Here is a 17,401-nt window from a genome sequence, read left to right as displayed (position 1 = left end):
AAGGTGCTGAGGCTAATCATGCCGAGAACCTCCGACAAACGAATGTCGGAGGTTCTCGGGAGGTCAGAGCGCGCTCACTCGCCGGCGGGGCGGAGACGCAGCTTGTCCTGGTGGATCTCGCGAAGCGCGATCGAGAGCGGCTTGTCCTCCGCTGAGGCGTCGACGAGCGGGCCGACGTTGTCGAAGAGCGAACCCTCCTGCAGGTCGGTGTAGTAGTCGTTGATCTGACGCGCGCGCTTGGCGCTGTAGATCACGAGCTGGTACTTCGAGTCGACGCGCTCGAGGAGCTCGTCGATGGGCGGATCGATGATGCCCTTGTTCTCCGTGGCCATGGGTTTTCCTCCTGAGATGGATGCGCGCCTGTTCAGCGCGCGGAAGCCTGCATCAAGTTTACGACCTCATCGGCCGCGCGGCCGACCTCGTCGTTCACAACGCGGTAATCGAACTCGCCCTGGGCCGCGAGCTCGGCCCGCGCCGTGCGCAGCCGACGCGCGCGTTCTTCCTCGTCCTCCGTGCCCCGACCGACGAGGCGGTCGACGAGCTCGTCCCAACTGGGAGGCAGCAGAAACACGAGGCTCGCGCGGGGCTCGCTGCGGCGCACCTGGAAGGCGCCCTGCATGTCGATCTCGAGCAGCACCGGTCGCCCCTCGCTGATCGCGCGGTCGATGGGGCCGCGAGGCGTGCCGTAACGGTGCACGCCGTGTACCGTCGCCCACTCGAGCAGCTCGTCGTCTGCGATCATCCGATCGAACTCGGCGTCGTCGACGAAGTGGTAGTGCACCCCGTCGACCTCGCCGGGCCGAGGCGAACGCGTCGTCGCGGAGACCGACAGCATGACATCCGGGTTGTGCTCGCGGATGTAGGCCGCGACCGTGCCCTTGCCGACCGCCGTGGGGCCGGCGAGCACGACGAGGCTCGACCGCACCGGGCGCGCTGCGGGCTCGGGAAAGCGCTGATCGAGCCAGCCCCGCAGCGCGTCGCGCTGCCGGGCCCCGAGGCCGCCGAGGCGCTTGACCGCCGAGATCTCGAGCTCTGCCATGATCTTGTCGCGCTTGCCCGCGCCGATCGCCGGAAGCGACGTCAGGAACTCGGTGACGCGCAGAGTGCCCGCCGCGGAAGCCTGATCCGCCTCCGCCCGCCGCAGGACCTCCTGCGGTGACACGACGCGCGTGCCCAGATCGCGCTTGATGCTCGCCCTCGCGCGGCGCGCCGCGACCGCTTTGCGCGACGCGGCAAGACGATCGACCTCGGGTGGTCCAACGACCTGACTCATTGAATTTCCTGCTCCTGGCCTTCGCTCCCCCGCGGCTCCCCGGCGGCTCGCGCCGCCCGGGCGTGGTCCTCGACCACCGAATCGATCTTGCCCGATCCCGCCGAGAGAATGCTCCGGCTCTCGCTCACGATCACCGCGTCCGACATCGCGCCGAAGATCCGTCGCGCATCCTGCGGGCGCGCGCCCTGGTGACCGAACCCGGGCGCGAGAATCGGCGCGATCGGTGCGTACGGGCGAATCCCGGACTCGGACCAATCGACCGTGGCACCGATCACGAAGCCGGCGCTCGCCCACTCGCCGGGGTGCGCGTGCGCGGCGTTGATCTCCGAGACCTCGTCGATGACCCGCTGCGAGACGGTGCGGCCGTCGGCGTCGGTCGAACGCTGCAGCCCCTCCGCCTCCGGGTTGCTCGTGGTCGCGAGCACGAACACGCCCTTGCCGTGCCGATACGCCAGTTCGATCGTGCCGCGCACCGCTCCCACGCCCAGGTACGGGCTGACGGTGAGCGCGTCGGCCTCCAGCGGCGAGCCCGGCGTGAGCCACGCCGACGCGTACGCGTCCATGGTCGATCCGATGTCGCCCCGCTTCGCGTCGGCGATCACGAGGATCCCCGCCGCGCGCGCGGCGCTCATCACGTCTTCCAGCGCACCGATCCCCGCGGATCCGTAGCGCTCGAAGAACGACACCTGCGGCTTCACGAAGGCGGCGCGGCCCGCGGCCGCCTCGACCACGCGCAGACCGAAGTCGCGCGCGCCCGAGGACGACCGCGGAAGCCCCCACTCGTCCAGCAGGCCCTCGTGCGGGTCGATGCCCACGCACAGCGGGCCGAACCGGTCGATGCCGGTCCGCGCCCGCTGTCCGAAGGACGTTGTCACGCCGCTCGCTCCGCCTGGAACTCCTGCAGGCTCTTCACACGGAAGCCGCCCGCCATCTTGTCCATGGCGCTCACGGCCGCGCCGAGCGTCGCGATCGTGGTGAACAGGGCCTTGTCGGTGCCGACGGCGGCCGCGCGGATCTCGTAGCCGTCCGCTCGCGCTGCGGCGCTGCCCGGCGTATTGGCGATGATGTCCACCTCGCCGCGCGTGATCAGGTCGACGATGTTGTCCTCGTCCGTGCCGTGCGTCGCCGAGTACTTCGCGACGACCTCCACCGTGATGCCGTTGCGCGCGAGGATCTCGGCCGTGCCCTCGGTTGCGAGGATCCGGAAGCCGAGCTGCTGCAGGCGGGTGGCGGGGAGGATCACGTCGCGCTTGTCGCCGTCGGCGACCGAGATGAACACCGTGCCGCTCGTCGGGATGCCGCCGTATGCGGCCGCCTGGCTCTTCGCGAACGCCGTCGGGAAGTCGCGGTCGATTCCCATGACCTCACCCGTCGAGCGCATCTCCGGGCCGAGCACCGAGTCGACGATCTCGCCCTCGGCGGTGCGGAAGCGCTTGAACGGCAGCACCGCCTCCTTCACCGCGACCGGCGCGTCGAGCGGGATCTGCGAACCGTCCTGCTCGGGCAGCATGCCCTCGGCGCGGAGCTCGGCGATCGTCGAACCGGCGATGACGCGGCTCGCCGCCTTCGCGAGCTGGATGCCCAGTGCCTTCGAGACGAACGGAACCGTGCGGCTCGCGCGGGGGTTCGCCTCGATGACGTAGAGCACGCCGGCGCTGATGGCGTACTGCACGTTGAGTAGTCCGCGCACGCCCACGCCCTCGGCGATGACGCGCGTCGCGGCGACGACGCGCTCGATCTCGGAGCGACCGAGCGACATCGGAGGCAGCGCGCACGCCGAGTCGCCCGAGTGGATGCCGGCCTCCTCGAGGTGCTCCATCACGCCGCCGATGTAGAGCTCGGTGCCGTCGAACAGGGCGTCGACGTCGATCTCCACGGCGTCGTCGAGGAAGCGGTCGACGAGCAGCGGTGCGTCCTCGCCGATGAGCGCCTCGGCGCCGATGCGCACGAAGTAGTCGCGCAGGCTCGCGGTGTCGTAGACGATCTCCATGCCGCGACCGCCGAGGACGAACGAGGGGCGCACGAGCACGGGGTAGCCGATCTCCTCGGCGATCGCGATCGCCTCGGCCTCGCTCGTCGCCGTGCCGTTGCGGGGCGCCGTGAGGCCGCCCTCTTCGAGGATCCGGCCGAAGAGCTTTCGGTCCTCCGCGAGGTCGATCGCGTCGGGGCTCGTGCCGAGCACCGTGTAGCCGGCGTCCTGGATGCCGTGTGCGAGGCCGAGCGGCGTCTGGCCGCCGAGCTGGCAGACGACACCGAAGATCTCGCCCGACTGGCTCTCGGCGTGCAGCACCTCGAGCACGTCCTCGAGCGTGAGCGGCTCGAAGTAGAGCCGGTCCGAGGTGTCGTAGTCGGTCGACACGGTCTCGGGGTTGCAGTTGACCATGACCGTCTCGAAGCCCGCGTCGCTCAGCGCGAAGGAGGCGTGCACGCACGAGTAGTCGAACTCGACGCCCTGGCCGATGCGGTTCGGGCCCGAGCCGATGATGACGACCTTCTTGCGGTCGCTCGGCGCGACCTCGGTCTCGGTGTCGTACGACGAGTAGTGGTACGGGGTCGTCGCCGGGAACTCGCCGGCACAGGTGTCGACCGTCTTGTAGACGGGGCGGATCCCGAAGCCGTAGCGCGCCTCGCGCACCTCGGTCTCGGTGCTGCCGCGCAGCTGGGCGATCTGCGCGTCGCTGAAGCCGTGATCCTTCGCGAGGCGGATCGCCCGCGCGTCGAGCTCGGGCGCACCCGCGATCGCCTCGGCCACCTCGTTGATGAGGATGATCTGGTCGATGAACCAGGGATCGATCTTCGTCGATTCGAAGACCTGCTCGCTCGTCGCGCCGAGGCGCAGCGCCTGCTGCACGTCGATGATGCGGCCGTCCGTCGGGGTCTTGATGACCTCGAGCAGCTCGTCGACCGAGCGCGTCTCCTCGCCCCAGTGGAAGCTGGATCCGCGCTTCTCGATCGAGCGGAGGGCCTTCTGCAGCGCGGTCGCGTAGTTGCGGCCGATCGCCATCGCCTCACCGACCGACTTCATGGTCGTCGTCAGCGTTGCGTCCGCGGCCGGGAACTTCTCGAACGCGAAGCGCGGCACCTTGACGACGACGTAGTCGAGCGTGGGCTCGAACGACGCGGGCGTGACCTTGGTGATGTCGTTCTCGACCTCGTCGAGGCGGTAACCGAGCGCGAGCTTCGCGGCGAGCTTCGCGATCGGGAAGCCCGTCGCCTTCGAGGCGAGTGCCGACGAGCGGGAGACGCGGGGGTTCATCTCGATCACGATGATGCGGCCCGTGACGGGGTCGATCGCGAACTGGATGTTACAGCCGCCGGTGTCGACGCCGACGCGACGGATGATGTCGATGCCGATGTCGCGCAGCTTCTGGTACTCGCGGTCGGTCAGCGTGAGCGCCGGCGCGACCGTGATCGAGTCGCCCGTGTGCACGCCGACGGGGTCGACGTTCTCGATCGAGCAGACCACGACGGTGTTGTCCGCCGTGTCGCGCATGAGCTCGAGCTCGTACTCCTTCCACCCGAGGATCGACTCCTCGAGGAGGACCTCGGTCGTCGTCGACTCGGCGAGGCCCTGGCCCGCCATGCGGCGCAGCTCTTCCTCGTTGTGCGCGAAGCCGGATCCGAGGCCGCCCATCGTGAACGACGGGCGCACGACCATCGGGTAGCCGAGCTCGTCGGCCGCGGCCATGACCTCGTCCATCGTGTGCGCGATGCGGCTCTTCGCGACCTCCGCGCCCGCCTCGATGACGAGGTCCTTGAAGATCTGGCGGTCCTCGCCGCGCTGGATCGCGTCGGGCTTCGCGCCGATGAGCTCGACGCCGTACTTCTCCAGGATGCCGCCGTGGTGCAGCGCCATCGCGGCGTTCAGGGCCGTCTGGCCGCCCAGCGTCGGCAGGATCGCGTCGGGCTTCTCCTTGGCGATGATCGTCTCGATCACCTCAGGCGTGATCGGCTCGATGTAGGTCGCGTCCGCGAAGTCGGGGTCGGTCATAATCGTCGCCGGGTTCGAGTTCACGAGGATGACGCGCACGCCCTCCTCGCGCAGCACGCGGCACGCCTGGGTTCCCGAGTAGTCGAACTCGCAGGCCTGACCGATGACGATCGGGCCGGATCCGATGACGAGGACGGAGTTGATGTCGTCGCGCTTAGGCATGTGCGCCCTTCTTGCTGAGCGACTCGATGACGAGGTCGCGGAAACGGTCGAACAGGTAGTTGGCGTCGTTGGGGCCGCCGGCTGCCTCGGGGTGGTACTGCACGCTGAAGGCCGGGATGTCGAGGGCCTTCAGGCCTTCCACGACCTGGTCGTTCAGGCCGATGTGGCTGACCTCGACGCGGCCGAAGCCCTCGGGGCTGTCGAAGGTGCCCTCGACGGGTGCCTCGACGGCGAAGCCGTGGTTCTGGGCGGTGATCTCGACGCGCCCCGTGGCCTTGTCGCGCACCGGCTGGTTGATACCGCGGTGCCCGAACGGCAGCTTGTAGGTGCCGAGGCCGAGCGCGCGCCCGAAGAGCTGGTTTCCGAAGCAGATGCCGAAGTACGGCAGGCCGGAACGCAGCGCGCTGCGGAGCAGCTGGACGTGGCTGTCGGAGGCGGACGGGTCGCCGGGGCCGTTCGAGTAGAACAGCGCGACGGGGTCGATCGCCTGCACGTCTTCGAAGGTGGACGACTGCGGCATGACGTACACGTCGAAACCGCGGCGGGCGAGGTTGTTGACGGTGGCCTGCTTGATGCCGAGGTCGATGACGGCGAGGTTGCCGATCTTCTCGCCGATCGCCGGCGTGATCTCGGTCTCCGAGACCGACACCTGCGCCGAGAGATTCTGGCCGCTCATCTCGGGCGCCTCGCGCACCGCCGCAAGCTGCTCCTCGGCGGGCAGCGCCGCCGCGTCGCCGGAGAACACGCCGCCGCGCATCGAACCGTCGTTCCGGATCCGGCGGGTCACCGCGCGCGTGTCGATGCCGGAGATTCCGACGATGCCGTCGCGCTCGAGCGCCGCCTCGAGGGGCTCCTTGGCGCGCCAATTGGACACGACGCGGGAGGGGTCGCGGACGATGTATCCCTCGACCCAGATGCGTCGCGATTCGGGGTCTTCGTCGTTGACGCCGGTGTTACCGATGTGGGGCGCGGTCTGCAGGACGATCTGGCCCGCGTAGGACGGGTCGGTGAGCGTCTCCTGGTACCCGGTCATACCGGTGGTGAAGACGACCTCGCCGAGCGTGGTGCCGCGGGCGCCGTAGGCATACCCCTCGAAGCGGCTGCCATCTTCGAGCACGAGAACCGCGAGGTCGCGGTCGAGCATCGAGGTGGGGGTCATGAGTGTGCTCCCATCGGTGAGTGCGCGGGACGGACCTCTTCGATCGCGGCCACAAGGGCCGCCGGGTCGTCGTCCTGCAGGCGAACGTATGTATCAAGTATCTGGCTTCCGTCGCTCCAGGCGACGAGGACGAGGCCATCGCGTTCGACGACGCGGTCGATCGTCCAGGTGGCGCGCCCGGCGCCGACGATGCGGCTCGCGGGAACGAACACCGGCTTCTCGCCCGGCAGCGAGAGCGCAAGCCCCGCCTCCGTCACCGCGATGTCGGCGCGCGAGCGGAAGGCGAGCGGTCGCGTCGCGATGCGGTCGAGCGGATCGTCGTGCTTCGTCGTTGCGACGTAGAAGCCGTTGGCGCTGAAGATCGTCGATCCCACGGGCTCACCGATCGGGACCTCGACCTGCGCGTCGCGGCGTCGTCGTCGCGACCATCCCCAGAGCATCAGGGCGATGACGATGACGGCGAATGCGATCATGATCGCACCGGCGAGCTGCTGGCTCATGCGTGGTCCTCCAATTCGACGAGCTCGCCATCGGCGAGCGTCACGTAGCCGCGGTGGATCGTCCAGCGCACGCTCCCCGGCAGCTGGCGGCCGCCGTAGGGGGTGTTCGTGCTCTGGCCGCGCAGGTCTGCGACGGTGAACTCGGCCCCGGCGTTCGGATCGTAGAGGACGATCTCGGCCGGCTGCCCCGCCTCGAGCGGCGTACCGTGGCCGGGCAGGAGACCGATGCGCGCGGGAGCCTTCGACATGACGCGCGCCACGTCGGCCCATGTCAGCAGCCCGGTCTCGATCATCGTCTGGTGCACGACCCGCAGAGCCGACTCGAGACCGACCATGCCGTTCGCCGCCTGCGACCACTCGCCGGTCTTGGCCTCCGCCGGGTGGGGCGCGTGGTCGGTCGCCACGATGTCGATGGTGCCGTCGGCGAGTCCGCGGCGCACGGCGAGCACGTCCTCGTCGCGTCGCAGGGGCGGGTTGACCTTGTAGCGCGGGTCACCCGTGCGCACGAGCTCGTCCGTCAGAAGGAGATGGTGCGGGGTCACCTCGGCCGTGACCTGAACGCCGCGCTGCTTGGCCCAACGGACGACGTCGACCGAACCGGCGGTCGACAGGTGGCACACGTGCAGGCGCGCGCCCAGGTGCTCGGCCAGCAGCACGTCGCGCGCGATGATCGACTCCTCCGCGACGGCGGGCCAGCCGGCAAGCCCGAGCTCCGCGGAGACGACGCCCTCGTTCATCTGGGCGCCCTCCGTGAGGCGGGGATCCTGGGCGTGCTGGGCCACGACGCCGCCGAACTCGGCGACGCGCTCGAGGGCCTGGCGCATCAGCAGCGGATCCGAGACGCAGAATCCGTCGTCGCTGAACACGCGCACGGCGGCCCGCGAGCGGGCCATCCCGTCGATGTCCGCCAGGGCCTGCCCCTGCTGTCCGATGGTGACGGCGCCGATCGGCTGAACCGTCGCATAGCCGGCCACCTCGCCCAGGTCGAGCTCGCGCTCGACCACCTCGGCGCTGTCGGCGACCGGAAGCGTGTTCGGCATGGCGAAAACGGCTGTGAAGCCTCCCGCCGCTGCGGCGCGCGTGCCCGTGAGCACGGTCTCGCTCGCCTCGTAGCCCGGCTCGCGGAGGTGCACATGCAGATCGACGAGGCCCGGAAGCGCGATGAGGTTGGAGGCGTCGATGACGCGCGCGCCCTCGCGGTGGAGGCCCTGGCCGACCTCCGCGATCACGCCGCCGTCGATGAGGAGGTCAGCTCGTTCGCCGCCTTCAATCGCGGCCTGCTGAATGAGGATCGTCTCGCTCATCGCTTCTCCTTCTTCTCGGGTGCTTCGTCGATGGCGACCTCGTCGACGCCGTCGACCTCCTTGAGCGCGACGTTCACGCGCTCGCGCCGTGCCGACGGCAGGTTCTTCCCCACGAAGTCGGGGCGGATCGGCAGCTCCCGGTGTCCGCGATCGACGAGGACCGCGAGGCGCACCGCCGCGGGGCGCCCGAGGTCGCCGAGCGCATCGAGCGCCGCGCGGATCGAGCGCCCGGAGAACAGCACGTCGTCAACGAGGACGACCGTACGCCCGTCGATCCCGCCCTCGGGGATGATCGTCGGGTGCGCCGCGCGGGCCGGCCGCAGGCCCAGGTCGTCGCGGTAGTCCGTCACATCGAGCTGACCCACCGCGACACGCACGCCGGCGAAGCGCTCCACGAGGGCGGCGAGCCGCTCGGCCAGCGTGACGCCGCGGGTGGGGATCCCGAGGATCACGAGGCCCTCCGGCCCCTTGTTCGACTCAAGGATCTCGTGCGCGACGCGCGTCAGGGCGCGTGCGATGTCGGCTTCGAACAGCACGGTTCTCGTGCTCATCAGCCGCTCCCTTCTCCGCCTCACGGGACGGGGTTAAAGGTGCAGGTGTCGTCTATTCTATTCAGCTCGAGCGAGCGATACGTGCGAGCACGCCGTGAACGAAGGATCCCGACTCTTCCGTCGAGAGTTCCTTCGCGAGTTCCACGGCCTCATCGATCGCCACGGCCGCGGGGACCTCCTCGTTGAAGAGGAGCTCCCACGTCGCCATCCGCAGAAGGGCACGATCGACCGCTGGCATGCGCTCCAGGCGCCAATCCCGGCTGTGGCTCGCGATCTGCTCGTCGATCTCGTCGGCGTGGTCGATCACGCCGTCGACGATGTCGCGCGCGTAGAGCCACGAGGCCTGTCGCTCGGGCTCGCTCGCCGCGCGCTTCGCTTCCGCCTGAAGCGCGACGGCGAGCTCGTCACCGCGCACATCCGCGGAGAACAGAATGTTCAGGGCGCGCTTGCGCGCCTTCGTACGTGCGCTCACGAGGGATCAGTCGTTGACGCGACCGAGGTAGTCGCCCGTGCGGGTGTCGACCTTGACCTTGACGCCCTCGTTCAGGAACAGCGGCACCTGGATCTCGGCACCCGTCGAGATCGTGGCGGGCTTCGTTCCGGCGTTCGAGCGGTCGCCCTGGAGGCCGGGCTCGGTGTAGGTGATCTCCACGACGACCGACGGCGGCATCTCGAGGTACAGCGGCTGGCCGTTGTGCATGCCGATCTGCACCTGCATGTTCTCGAGCAGGAAGCGGCTGGCGTCGCCGACGACCGCGTCCGACACGCTGATCTGGTCGTAGTCCTCGACGTCCATGAACACGTAGTTCTCGCCGTCGTTGTACAGGTACTGGAAGTCGCGACGGTCGACCTGCTGGATGTCGACCTTCGAACCGGCGTTGAAGGTCTTGTCGACGATCTTGCCCGACACGACGTTCTTGAGCTTCGTGCGGACGAACGCGCCGCCCTTGCCCGGCTTGACGTGCTGGAACTCGATGACGCTCCAGAGGTTGCCGTCGATGGAGAGGACGACGCCGTTGCGGATGTCTGCGGTCGATGCCATGTGTCAGGTATTCCGTTTCGTTTTTGTGTGCGAGCGCGGGCGCGAAGCCCGACGGGAGATTCTATCGCGAACCAGTCTGGATGATTGCGCCGGACGACTCCTCGCCGATCTCCTGGTAGGCGGCGAAGAGCAGCGTCTGATCGGGCGCCTGCATCACGGCGGGCTTGCCGATCTCGTCGAGGACGATGAAGCGCAGCTGGCCCTGCCGGACCTTCTTGTCGCGCTGCATCGTCGCGAGCAGCTGATTGAAGGCGCCCGCCCGATACGTGGTGGGCAGGCCGAGCGATTCGAGGATGCGGCGGTGGCGGTCCACGGCGTCGTCACTCAACCGCCCGGCGAGCCTCGAGAGCTCGGCCGCGAACATCATGCCGATCGAGACCGCGGCGCCGTGACGCCACTGGTAGCGCTCCGCGTGCTCGATGGCGTGGCCGAGCGTGTGACCGTAGTTGAGCGTCTCGCGCAGGCCGGCCTCGCGGAAGTCTTCGCCGACGACCTCGGCCTTCATCCGGATCGCGAGCTCGATGCAGCGGCGGAACTCGGGGGTCTCGGGATCGAGTGCCCGTTGCGGGGCGCGCTCGACGATGTCGAGGATCTCCGGGTAAGCGATGAATCCCGCCTTCACGACCTCCGCGAAGCCCGCGGTTCGCTCGTTGGGCGCGAGCGGTTCGAGCAGTTCAAGGTCGCAGAGCACGGCCCGCGGCGCCCAGAACGAGCCGACGAGGTTCTTGCCCTCTGAGGTGTTGATACCCGTCTTGCCGCCGATCGCGGCGTCGACCATGCCGAGCACCGTCGTGGGAACCTGCACGACGGCGATGCCGCGGAGCCACGTCGCTGCGGCGAAACCGGCGACATCGGTCGCCGCTCCCCCGCCGAAGCCGACGATCGCGTCCGTGCGGGCGAAGTCCGCCTGCCCCAGGATTCCCCAGAGGAACGAGATGACCTCGATCCGCTTGGCGCCCTCGGCGTCCGGGATCTCGGCGAGCAGCACCTCGAGCTCGCCGTCGGCGAGCAGCTCGTCGCGGAGGTCGTTGACGATCCGTCCGAGGGAGGGCTGGTGCACGATCAGCACCTTCTTCGCCGTCTCGGGCAGCGCGCCTCGGAGCTCGTGCCGAACGTCCCGGCCGACGATGACGTCGTAGCCCTGATCGCCCGACACGCTGATGACGGTGTTATCGCTCATTCTCGTTCTCCTTCGTCCCGATGCGTTCCCTGGCCCACTCGGCGGCCGACTCGACGACCGCTTTGATCGGGCCGTGCGATGTGTCATAGCGCACGTCGGCGATGGCCTCGTAGATCGGCCGACGCGCGTTCGCGATGCGCTTCCACGCCTCGACCGGATCCTCCTCGTTGAGCAGCGGGCGCTTTGCCCCGCGGATCCGCGCGGAGATCGTGTGCTCGTCCACGTCGAGGAAGATCACGAGGTGGTCGCGGAGTAGCTCGCGCGTCTCGGGCGCGAGCACCGCTCCGCCGCCGAGAGCGACGACTCCCCCGCCCGCGACGGCCTCGGCGACGATCTCGCGTTCGATGCGGCGGAACTCGTCCTCGCCGTGCTCGGAGAAGATCGTCGCGATCGCGCCGTGACGGGCCACGATGACCGAGTCGGTGTCGGTGAACGACGCACCGATCTTCTTCGCGACCCGGCGGCCAATGCTCGACTTACCGGCCCCCATCGGGCCCGTGAAGACGACGGTCTTCGTCATCGCCCGATCGAGTGCGACGCCGTCTTGAGCGTCTCCGGGATCGCGGCGAGGTAGCCCTCGAGGTTGCGTCGCGTCTCGTCGATCGAGTCGCCGCCGAACTTCTCGAGGACGACGTCTGCGAGGGTGATGGCAACCATCGCCTCCGCGACCACACCCGCGGCGGGCACGGCGGAGATGTCGGAGCGCTGGTGGTGCGCGGAGGCGACCTCGCCCGTCGCCACATCGATGGTCTCGAGCGCGTGCGGCACGGTGGCGATGGGCTTCATCCCCGCGCGCACGCGCAACGTCGTACCGGTCGACATGCCGCCCTCGGTGCCGCCGGCTCGGTCGGACTCGCGGGCGATGCCCTCGTCCGACGGGTGCAGCGGGTCGTGCGCGACGGATCCGCGGCGGCGGGTGGTCTCGAAGCCGTCGCCGACCTCGACGCCCTTGATGGCCTGGATGCTCATCAGAGCCTGCGCCAGCTTCGCGTCGAGTCGGCGGTCCCACTGCACGTGCGAACCGAGGCCCGGGGGCAGGTTGTAGGCGAGCACCTCGACGATGCCGCCCAGAGTGTCTCCGGACTTACGGGCGTCATCGATCTCGGCGACCATCCTGTCGCTCGTCGCCTTGTCGAAGCAGCGCAGCGGATCCGCGTCGAGCGCGTCGACGTCGGCCGGCACCGGCACGGGCGAGCCCTCCGGCACGGCGACGGGGCCGATCGACAGGGTGTGGCTCACGAGGGTGATGCCGAGCTCGCCGAGGAACTTGCGCGCGACGGCGCCGAGGGCTACGCGGGCGGCCGTCTCCCGCGCGCTGGCGCGTTCGAGGATCGGTCGGGCCTCATCGAAGCCGTACTTCTGCATGCCGACGAGGTCGGCGTGGCCGGGCCGGGGGCGGGTCAGCGGGGCGCCGCGGCCGCGAGACTTCTCGCTGAGCTCGACGGGTGTCGCGCTCATCACCTCGGTCCACTTCGGCCATTCCGTGTTGCCGATGCGCAGCGCGATGGGGCTGCCCATCGTGAATCCGTGGCGAACACCACCGGAGATCGTCAGCTCGTCCTGCTCGAACTTCATGCGCGAGCCGCGGCCATAGCCGAGCTTGCGTCGCTGGAGGTCTGCCTGGATGTCCTCAGGGCTCACGGGCACGCCCGCGGGCAGGCCCTCCATGATGGCGATGAGTTCGGGGCCGTGCGATTCGCCGGCGGTCAGCACACGAAGCATTCGTCTAGTCTTCCATGAACTCGGGGCTTAGCCGTGCGCTCAGATCCCGAGCGCGTCGAGGAGGATCCGCGCCTTCCGCCGCGCGGCGGCCGAACTCGCCGACGTCGCCGCGCTCGCAAGACCCGGCCAGTCGCCGGGGATGAGCCCACGCCCGGCCGCGGCACGCAGAGGCTCGGCGTGCTCGGTGACGACGTCGATGATGCGGACGAGCCAGGCCGGACTCTTCCCGAGGCTCTCGGCGTGCTCAATCGCCCGCCGGAGCACGGGCCACAGCGCGGGTAGCGTCTCCGGAGCGTATCGCAGCACCCGCATGACCCGGTGCGGGTCGAACCCCTCGCACGGAAGCAGCGCGCGCACCGCATCGTCGATGGCGCGTGCGCCGACGACTTGCCGCCGGACGGCATCGGCGAAGTAGTAGGTCTCCGGGTCCTTGAGGGTCTGCGAGACGAGCATCAGCGCGACGAGGGCGCGCGAGACCTCCCGCACCTCACCCGGCTGTTCACGGCTCGGCGCGAGCACCAGCCCGCCGTGTTCGTAGCGGAGCCACCGTTCGCCGCCGTCGGCGTCGGTCACCTCCGCCTGGGCCTCGTGGACGACGGGGAAGAGCCAGCTCGGCCTCTCCGCGCGCACCACCTCACCGCTCGGAAGCGTGAGGACGAGCACGGGCACGGGACCGCGCGGAGAGGCGACGACGTCGACGACGATGGCGGCACCGTCATCGAGCGGATTCGGATCCGCCGTCGGGGGCCAGACGCGCGCGAACTCGTCGTCCGAAAGGCGCGGCGCCGGCGTCGCGGCCGCGATCGCGGTCTCCGCCGGTTCGGGCGCGGGGAGGCGGCCCGCGAGGTCCCGCGCCGCGCGCACGGCGGCTGAGGATCCGCCGCGCTCCGCGAGCCGCCGAACCGGAGGCATCGCGAGTGCCTCCGCAGGCGCGAGTCCCGTTGCGACCGCGAGCTCCACCTCCGGGAGGTACCGCGCGAGCATCTCGACGAGCTCGGCGACGCCCGGCGCGACGCGCGCGCCCGCGGAGGACAGGGCGACGACGTCGACGGCGAGCGGCCAGACGACGCTCAGCATGCCCGCCTCGGCGAGCACCGACCATGCCTCGGCTCGCGCCGCGATCGAGCTGACCGCGCCCCTCCACGAAAGCGCGTCGGCGGTGGCGATGCCCGGCACGAGCACTCCGCGTTCCCACGCGGCAATGGCCGCGTCGAGCGGTGTCGCGCCCTCGCCGACGTTGTTGAGCAGGAGGGTCGAGGGGGCGACCCCGTTCGGGCGCGAGCGCACAGCCGCCACTCGTGCATCCGCGGGGTCGAAGGCCGCCTCAGACCATTTCGGGAAGAGCGTGGCGTCGATGAGGGCGAACGACGCGGTGAGCCGCGGCGGAAGATCGGCGATAGCCGGCACGGGACGGACCGGAGACCAGGGGTCGTCGCTCCGCTCCGGATACGCGGCGGGCTCCCGCAGCCACCGCGCGAGGATCTCGCCCGCGCGGGCCGCGGCGTGCGCGCCGTCCTGCAGGAGCACCGGGTGGGGCGCGGCCCCGAGCCTGCGCTCGAGGTCGGCGGTGACGAGGTCGAGATCGAGGCGAGCGAGCGCGATCTGCAGGTCGGCCTCGAGCACGGCCTGCTCGCCGTAGGCCTCGAGGCGGTCGGCGAGGTCGCCGGGGTCGATCCGGAAGTCGTCCCAGCTGGGCGTCGACAGGAGCTGCGGCACGGATCCGAGACGTTGGAACACCGCGGTGTCGCGCGCCGTGTACGCCGGCTGATACGAGCCGTGTCGATCCGCGGCCGGGCACTCGCCTCCCGTCACCCACGGGTGCACCCCGACGAGGCCGCGCGCCCACGACGGGCGCACGCCGCGCAGCGCCGTGCGCGCCGCCTCGGCATCGGCCCGCGCGAGGGTGTTCGCCGTCGCGAGGAAGCGCTCGACAACGAGCGCGACGGGCTCACCGGCTCCGGTGACGAGCGCCGAGGCAAGGGTCGTGAGTTGTTCGGGGCTCGCCTCGCCCGCATCGAAGCGCGGCACCTCTGCGATCGCGGGCGTCGCGCGCCACAGACCCCTCGGCTGTTCGGGCGGCGTCTCGACTGCGGGCGCCGCGGTGATCCCCCAGGCCACCATCACGGCCCTCGCCGCCTGTGCGACCCGCCGGTCCGTCGCGTCGGCGAGTTCGCTCACTTGCTCACCTACCGCGGCGATGACGTCGGGGCTGGGAACGGGCGCCTCCAGGGCGGCGGCGAGCACGGCCGCCCGTGCCTTGGCGCTCCGCGCCGCGAGCCCCACGAGGAGGGCCGGCATCGACAGCTCGTCTTCGCCCGCGGACAGCAGGACGGGGACGAACGCCGTGATGACCGCGTCGTCGCCGAAGGACATCGCAGAGATCAGCACGGAGGCGCGCTCACGAAGCCAGCCGTGCGGCGCGCCGAGGGTATCGCTCAGCACCCGCGACCACGCGACGCAGTCCGAGGGTCGCTGGGCCCGATCCATCGCGAAGAGCACGAGCTCTCGCGCCTCCTCCACGGTGATCCACCCACGTTCGACGCCTCCTCCGACGAGCGCGGCGGCGTCGAAGCGCACGGGGACGGCCCCCTGGAGGAGCGCCGTGAGGCTGTCCCGGTAGCGCGCGCCGATGATGTCGGCGGGCACCTCGCCCTGCTCCCCCATCGCGCCGACGGCGATGCCTGCCCATCGCTCGAGGTATTCGGGATCGCTCGGCGTCTCGGCCCCGGTGAGCGCCATCGCGTACACGATGCCCGCGCTCTCCCAGAGTGCGCGGCGCCCGCCGCGCACGAACGCCGCGACGAAGTCCGCTCCGCGCTCCGCGAGCAACTCCCCCTGGATCCGCGGCGACAGCCCCCTCGGGAAGATTTCGGCCGCCCGCCGGGCCGTCACCCCCACCCGCACGGCGAACGCGCCCAGCAGGTCGCTGTCGACGTCGACGGAGCTACGCCAACCCCACGACCGCTCATCGAGCTGCTCGATTCCGCCCCACGCGCCCTTCGCGAGCCCCGCCCTCGCCACGCGGCGCTGCGCGGGCGTGCCGAGCGGCAGCGTCATGATCTCATCGAGGCCCGCGCCGGACCAGCCGAGCTCGCGGAAAACGTCGATTGCGGCGGCGAGGGTCATCTCTTCTCCAGGAGGTCGATCGCGAGCATGTGGGCGCAGGGTCCGCGACCCGACCCGTAGCGCAGGTACCAGGTGCACGTGCACATCCGGCCCTCGCGGGCGGCGCTCACGCGATGCACGCCGTTGCCACCGTCGACGAGATAAGCGGCGCCGTCGCGGGTAATCGCGCCCTCGCGCGCCGCGATGCCGCGGGCGCGGACGAGGCGCGGATTGTCTCGTTCGGCGCGTTCAGGGGCGTCGGGCAGCTCGCGATGGAAGTAGGCCCCATCCCGCGGATCCCACCCCACCCGGCCCGACGAGGCGAGCACCGCGAGCGCGTCGCGCGTCGCTCCGGAAGAGAGGCCCGCGTCCTTCGCGAGCCGCCCGACGTCGATGAGGGGCTCGTACGCGAGCACGGCGGATACGATCGCGGCGTCATCGAGGACGGTGGGGCTCGCGAGCGATTCGAGCAGGGCGCCCTCACCGGAATAGCCTCGCGTGACCGACTCGGTGAGCGCCACGAGCAGTCGGGCCCCCGGCAGATGCACCTCGACGGCAGCGCCGCCGTCGGATCCGTACACGCTGAGCCCGGTCGCCAGCGTGAGGAGCCGTTTCAGCGCCGAGAGCCGGTTGAGACCCGCGATCCACACCCCGCCGGGGCGCGCCGAGACCCGGATCCCCGCGCGACCCGCCGAGAGCCACCCGTCGCGGCCTGTTGCCGTCGCGGGCGGCAGCTGGGCGAGGAACGCCCGCGCATGCGCGGCGCCCGCGTCGAAGCGGTGCTCGAGGTCCCGGTGCAGCTCGGCCGCGTTGCCGAGCGCGCGCACCCACCGATCCGGCATCGCAACGGGACGTTCTGCCGCCTGCGCGGTCGGCGTCGCGGCCGAGAGCCCGGCGGATCCGACGTCGAGGTGTAGAAGTTCGGCCTGCGGCACCAGGGCGAGCATGCGGCGCATGTCTTCGCCGATGTCGACGTTCGTCGTGCCGTGCGAGATCTCGCCGCCGTCGAGCGCGCTCGCGGGCACGTCGAGACGCGCGTACACGCTGTTGTCGGCCGAGAAGACCTCGGCCCGCAGACGGTCGCCGTGCGCTGTGAGAACGGGATCCTTCAGCGTCGTCGGCGCCACACGGAAGTACCTGGTCGCCGTGATGTCGGCGAGGGTGACGAGCCCCTGTGCGACGGCGCGCGGGTGCACCGCGAAGCCGCGGAAGAAGCTCGGCTGCGCGACGATCCCGCCGGGCGTGCGCGCGGGCGCAAGCCCCAGCGACAGCCCGTCGTCGCCGAGCCCCGAGCGCGAGGCAAAGGTCCGAGTGCTCACGACCCCACGCTAGCGGCTCCCGCCCCGCGCGCACGCGCGGTCGCCGAGGACTCAGACGTCCGGGTTCTCGGGCGGAAATACCGCCAGTGCGGT

Annotated in this window: 15 protein-coding genes; all 15 read right to left on the bottom strand. The window is 70.5% G+C overall.

The window, feature by feature from the left end:
- Positions 1 to 74 precede the first annotated feature (74 nt).
- On the bottom strand, positions 75 to 332 hold the full coding sequence (gene rpoZ, locus IEX05_RS05345) for a DNA-directed RNA polymerase subunit omega (protein ID WP_188700326.1): 258 nt from the start codon (positions 330 to 332) through the stop codon (positions 75 to 77).
- A gap of 32 nt (positions 333 to 364) precedes the next feature.
- Entirely contained in the window at positions 365 to 1,273 is a 909-nt protein-coding gene (gene gmk, locus IEX05_RS05340; RefSeq protein WP_188700325.1) for a guanylate kinase, read from the bottom strand.
- Positions 1,270 to 2,148, bottom strand: coding sequence for an orotidine-5'-phosphate decarboxylase (pyrF, locus tag IEX05_RS05335; RefSeq protein WP_188700324.1), 879 nt, complete (start codon positions 2,146 to 2,148; stop codon positions 1,270 to 1,272). The genes gmk and pyrF overlap by 4 nt, the downstream gene beginning before the upstream one ends.
- Positions 2,145 to 5,426: a carbamoyl-phosphate synthase large subunit gene (carB, locus tag IEX05_RS05330; protein WP_188700323.1), complete on the bottom strand. Its 3,282-nt coding sequence runs from the start codon at positions 5,424 to 5,426 to the stop codon at positions 2,145 to 2,147. The genes pyrF and carB overlap by 4 nt, the downstream gene beginning before the upstream one ends.
- Positions 5,419 to 6,585, bottom strand: coding sequence for a glutamine-hydrolyzing carbamoyl-phosphate synthase small subunit (carA, locus tag IEX05_RS05325; protein ID WP_188700322.1), 1,167 nt, complete (start codon positions 6,583 to 6,585; stop codon positions 5,419 to 5,421). The genes carB and carA overlap by 8 nt, the downstream gene beginning before the upstream one ends.
- A complete protein-coding gene (locus tag IEX05_RS05320; RefSeq protein ID WP_188700321.1) occupies positions 6,582 to 7,085 on the bottom strand; it encodes a PH-like domain-containing protein in 504 nt (167 codons plus the stop codon). Before IEX05_RS05320 ends, carA begins: the two co-directional genes overlap by 4 nt.
- Positions 7,082 to 8,389, bottom strand: coding sequence for a dihydroorotase (locus IEX05_RS05315; protein WP_188700320.1), 1,308 nt, complete (start codon positions 8,387 to 8,389; stop codon positions 7,082 to 7,084). Before IEX05_RS05315 ends, IEX05_RS05320 begins: the two co-directional genes overlap by 4 nt.
- The gene (gene pyrR / locus IEX05_RS05310) at positions 8,386 to 8,940 is read right to left on the bottom strand and encodes a bifunctional pyr operon transcriptional regulator/uracil phosphoribosyltransferase PyrR (protein WP_188700319.1); all 555 of its coding nucleotides are present in this window, start codon (positions 8,938 to 8,940) and stop codon (positions 8,386 to 8,388) included. The genes IEX05_RS05315 and pyrR overlap by 4 nt, the downstream gene beginning before the upstream one ends.
- 61 nt (positions 8,941 to 9,001) lie before the next feature.
- Complete coding sequence (nusB, locus tag IEX05_RS05305; protein WP_188700318.1) at positions 9,002 to 9,412, bottom strand: transcription antitermination factor NusB; 411 nt, start codon at positions 9,410 to 9,412, stop codon at positions 9,002 to 9,004.
- 6 nt (positions 9,413 to 9,418) lie between these two features.
- A complete protein-coding gene (gene efp, locus IEX05_RS05300; RefSeq protein ID WP_188700317.1) occupies positions 9,419 to 9,982 on the bottom strand; it encodes an elongation factor P in 564 nt (187 codons plus the stop codon).
- Between the two features lie 61 nt (positions 9,983 to 10,043).
- A complete protein-coding gene (gene aroB, locus IEX05_RS05295; protein WP_188700316.1) occupies positions 10,044 to 11,162 on the bottom strand; it encodes a 3-dehydroquinate synthase in 1,119 nt (372 codons plus the stop codon).
- A complete protein-coding gene (locus tag IEX05_RS05290; RefSeq protein WP_188700315.1) occupies positions 11,152 to 11,682 on the bottom strand; it encodes a shikimate kinase in 531 nt (176 codons plus the stop codon). Before IEX05_RS05290 ends, aroB begins: the two co-directional genes overlap by 11 nt.
- Entirely contained in the window at positions 11,679 to 12,884 is a 1,206-nt protein-coding gene (gene aroC / locus IEX05_RS05285; protein WP_188700314.1) for a chorismate synthase, read from the bottom strand. Before aroC ends, IEX05_RS05290 begins: the two co-directional genes overlap by 4 nt.
- Before the next feature lie 39 nt (positions 12,885 to 12,923).
- The gene (locus tag IEX05_RS05280) at positions 12,924 to 16,010 is read right to left on the bottom strand and encodes a hypothetical protein (RefSeq protein WP_188700313.1); all 3,087 of its coding nucleotides are present in this window, start codon (positions 16,008 to 16,010) and stop codon (positions 12,924 to 12,926) included.
- A complete protein-coding gene (locus IEX05_RS05275) occupies positions 16,007 to 17,308 on the bottom strand; it encodes a serine/threonine-protein kinase (protein ID WP_188700312.1) in 1,302 nt (433 codons plus the stop codon). The genes IEX05_RS05280 and IEX05_RS05275 overlap by 4 nt, the downstream gene beginning before the upstream one ends.
- Between the last annotated feature and the right edge of the window lie 93 nt (positions 17,309 to 17,401).

This window comes from Microbacterium nanhaiense (assembly GCF_014646015.1).
Classification (GTDB): domain Bacteria; phylum Actinomycetota; class Actinomycetes; order Actinomycetales; family Microbacteriaceae; genus Microbacterium; species Microbacterium nanhaiense.
This window is presented reverse-complemented; position numbering and strand designations above follow the sequence as displayed.

Coding starts and splice junctions, on each gene's coding strand:
- rpoZ (WP_188700326.1), bottom strand. CDS start 332: ATGGCCACGGAGAACAAGGGCATCATCGATCCGCCCATCGACGAGCTC.
- gmk (WP_188700325.1), bottom strand. CDS start 1,273: ATGAGTCAGGTCGTTGGACCACCCGAGGTCGATCGTCTTGCCGCGTCG.
- carB (WP_188700323.1), bottom strand. CDS start 5,426: ATGCCTAAGCGCGACGACATCAACTCCGTCCTCGTCATCGGATCCGGC.
- carA (WP_188700322.1), bottom strand. CDS start 6,585: ATGACCCCCACCTCGATGCTCGACCGCGACCTCGCGGTTCTCGTGCTC.
- IEX05_RS05320 (WP_188700321.1), bottom strand. CDS start 7,085: ATGAGCCAGCAGCTCGCCGGTGCGATCATGATCGCATTCGCCGTCATC.
- IEX05_RS05315 (WP_188700320.1), bottom strand. CDS start 8,389: ATGAGCGAGACGATCCTCATTCAGCAGGCCGCGATTGAAGGCGGCGAA.
- pyrR (WP_188700319.1), bottom strand. CDS start 8,940: ATGAGCACGAGAACCGTGCTGTTCGAAGCCGACATCGCACGCGCCCTG.
- efp (WP_188700317.1), bottom strand. CDS start 9,982: ATGGCATCGACCGCAGACATCCGCAACGGCGTCGTCCTCTCCATCGAC.
- aroB (WP_188700316.1), bottom strand. CDS start 11,162: ATGAGCGATAACACCGTCATCAGCGTGTCGGGCGATCAGGGCTACGAC.
- IEX05_RS05290 (WP_188700315.1), bottom strand. CDS start 11,682: ATGACGAAGACCGTCGTCTTCACGGGCCCGATGGGGGCCGGTAAGTCG.
- aroC (WP_188700314.1), bottom strand. CDS start 12,884: ATGCTTCGTGTGCTGACCGCCGGCGAATCGCACGGCCCCGAACTCATC.
- IEX05_RS05280 (WP_188700313.1), bottom strand. CDS start 16,010: ATGACCCTCGCCGCCGCAATCGACGTTTTCCGCGAGCTCGGCTGGTCC.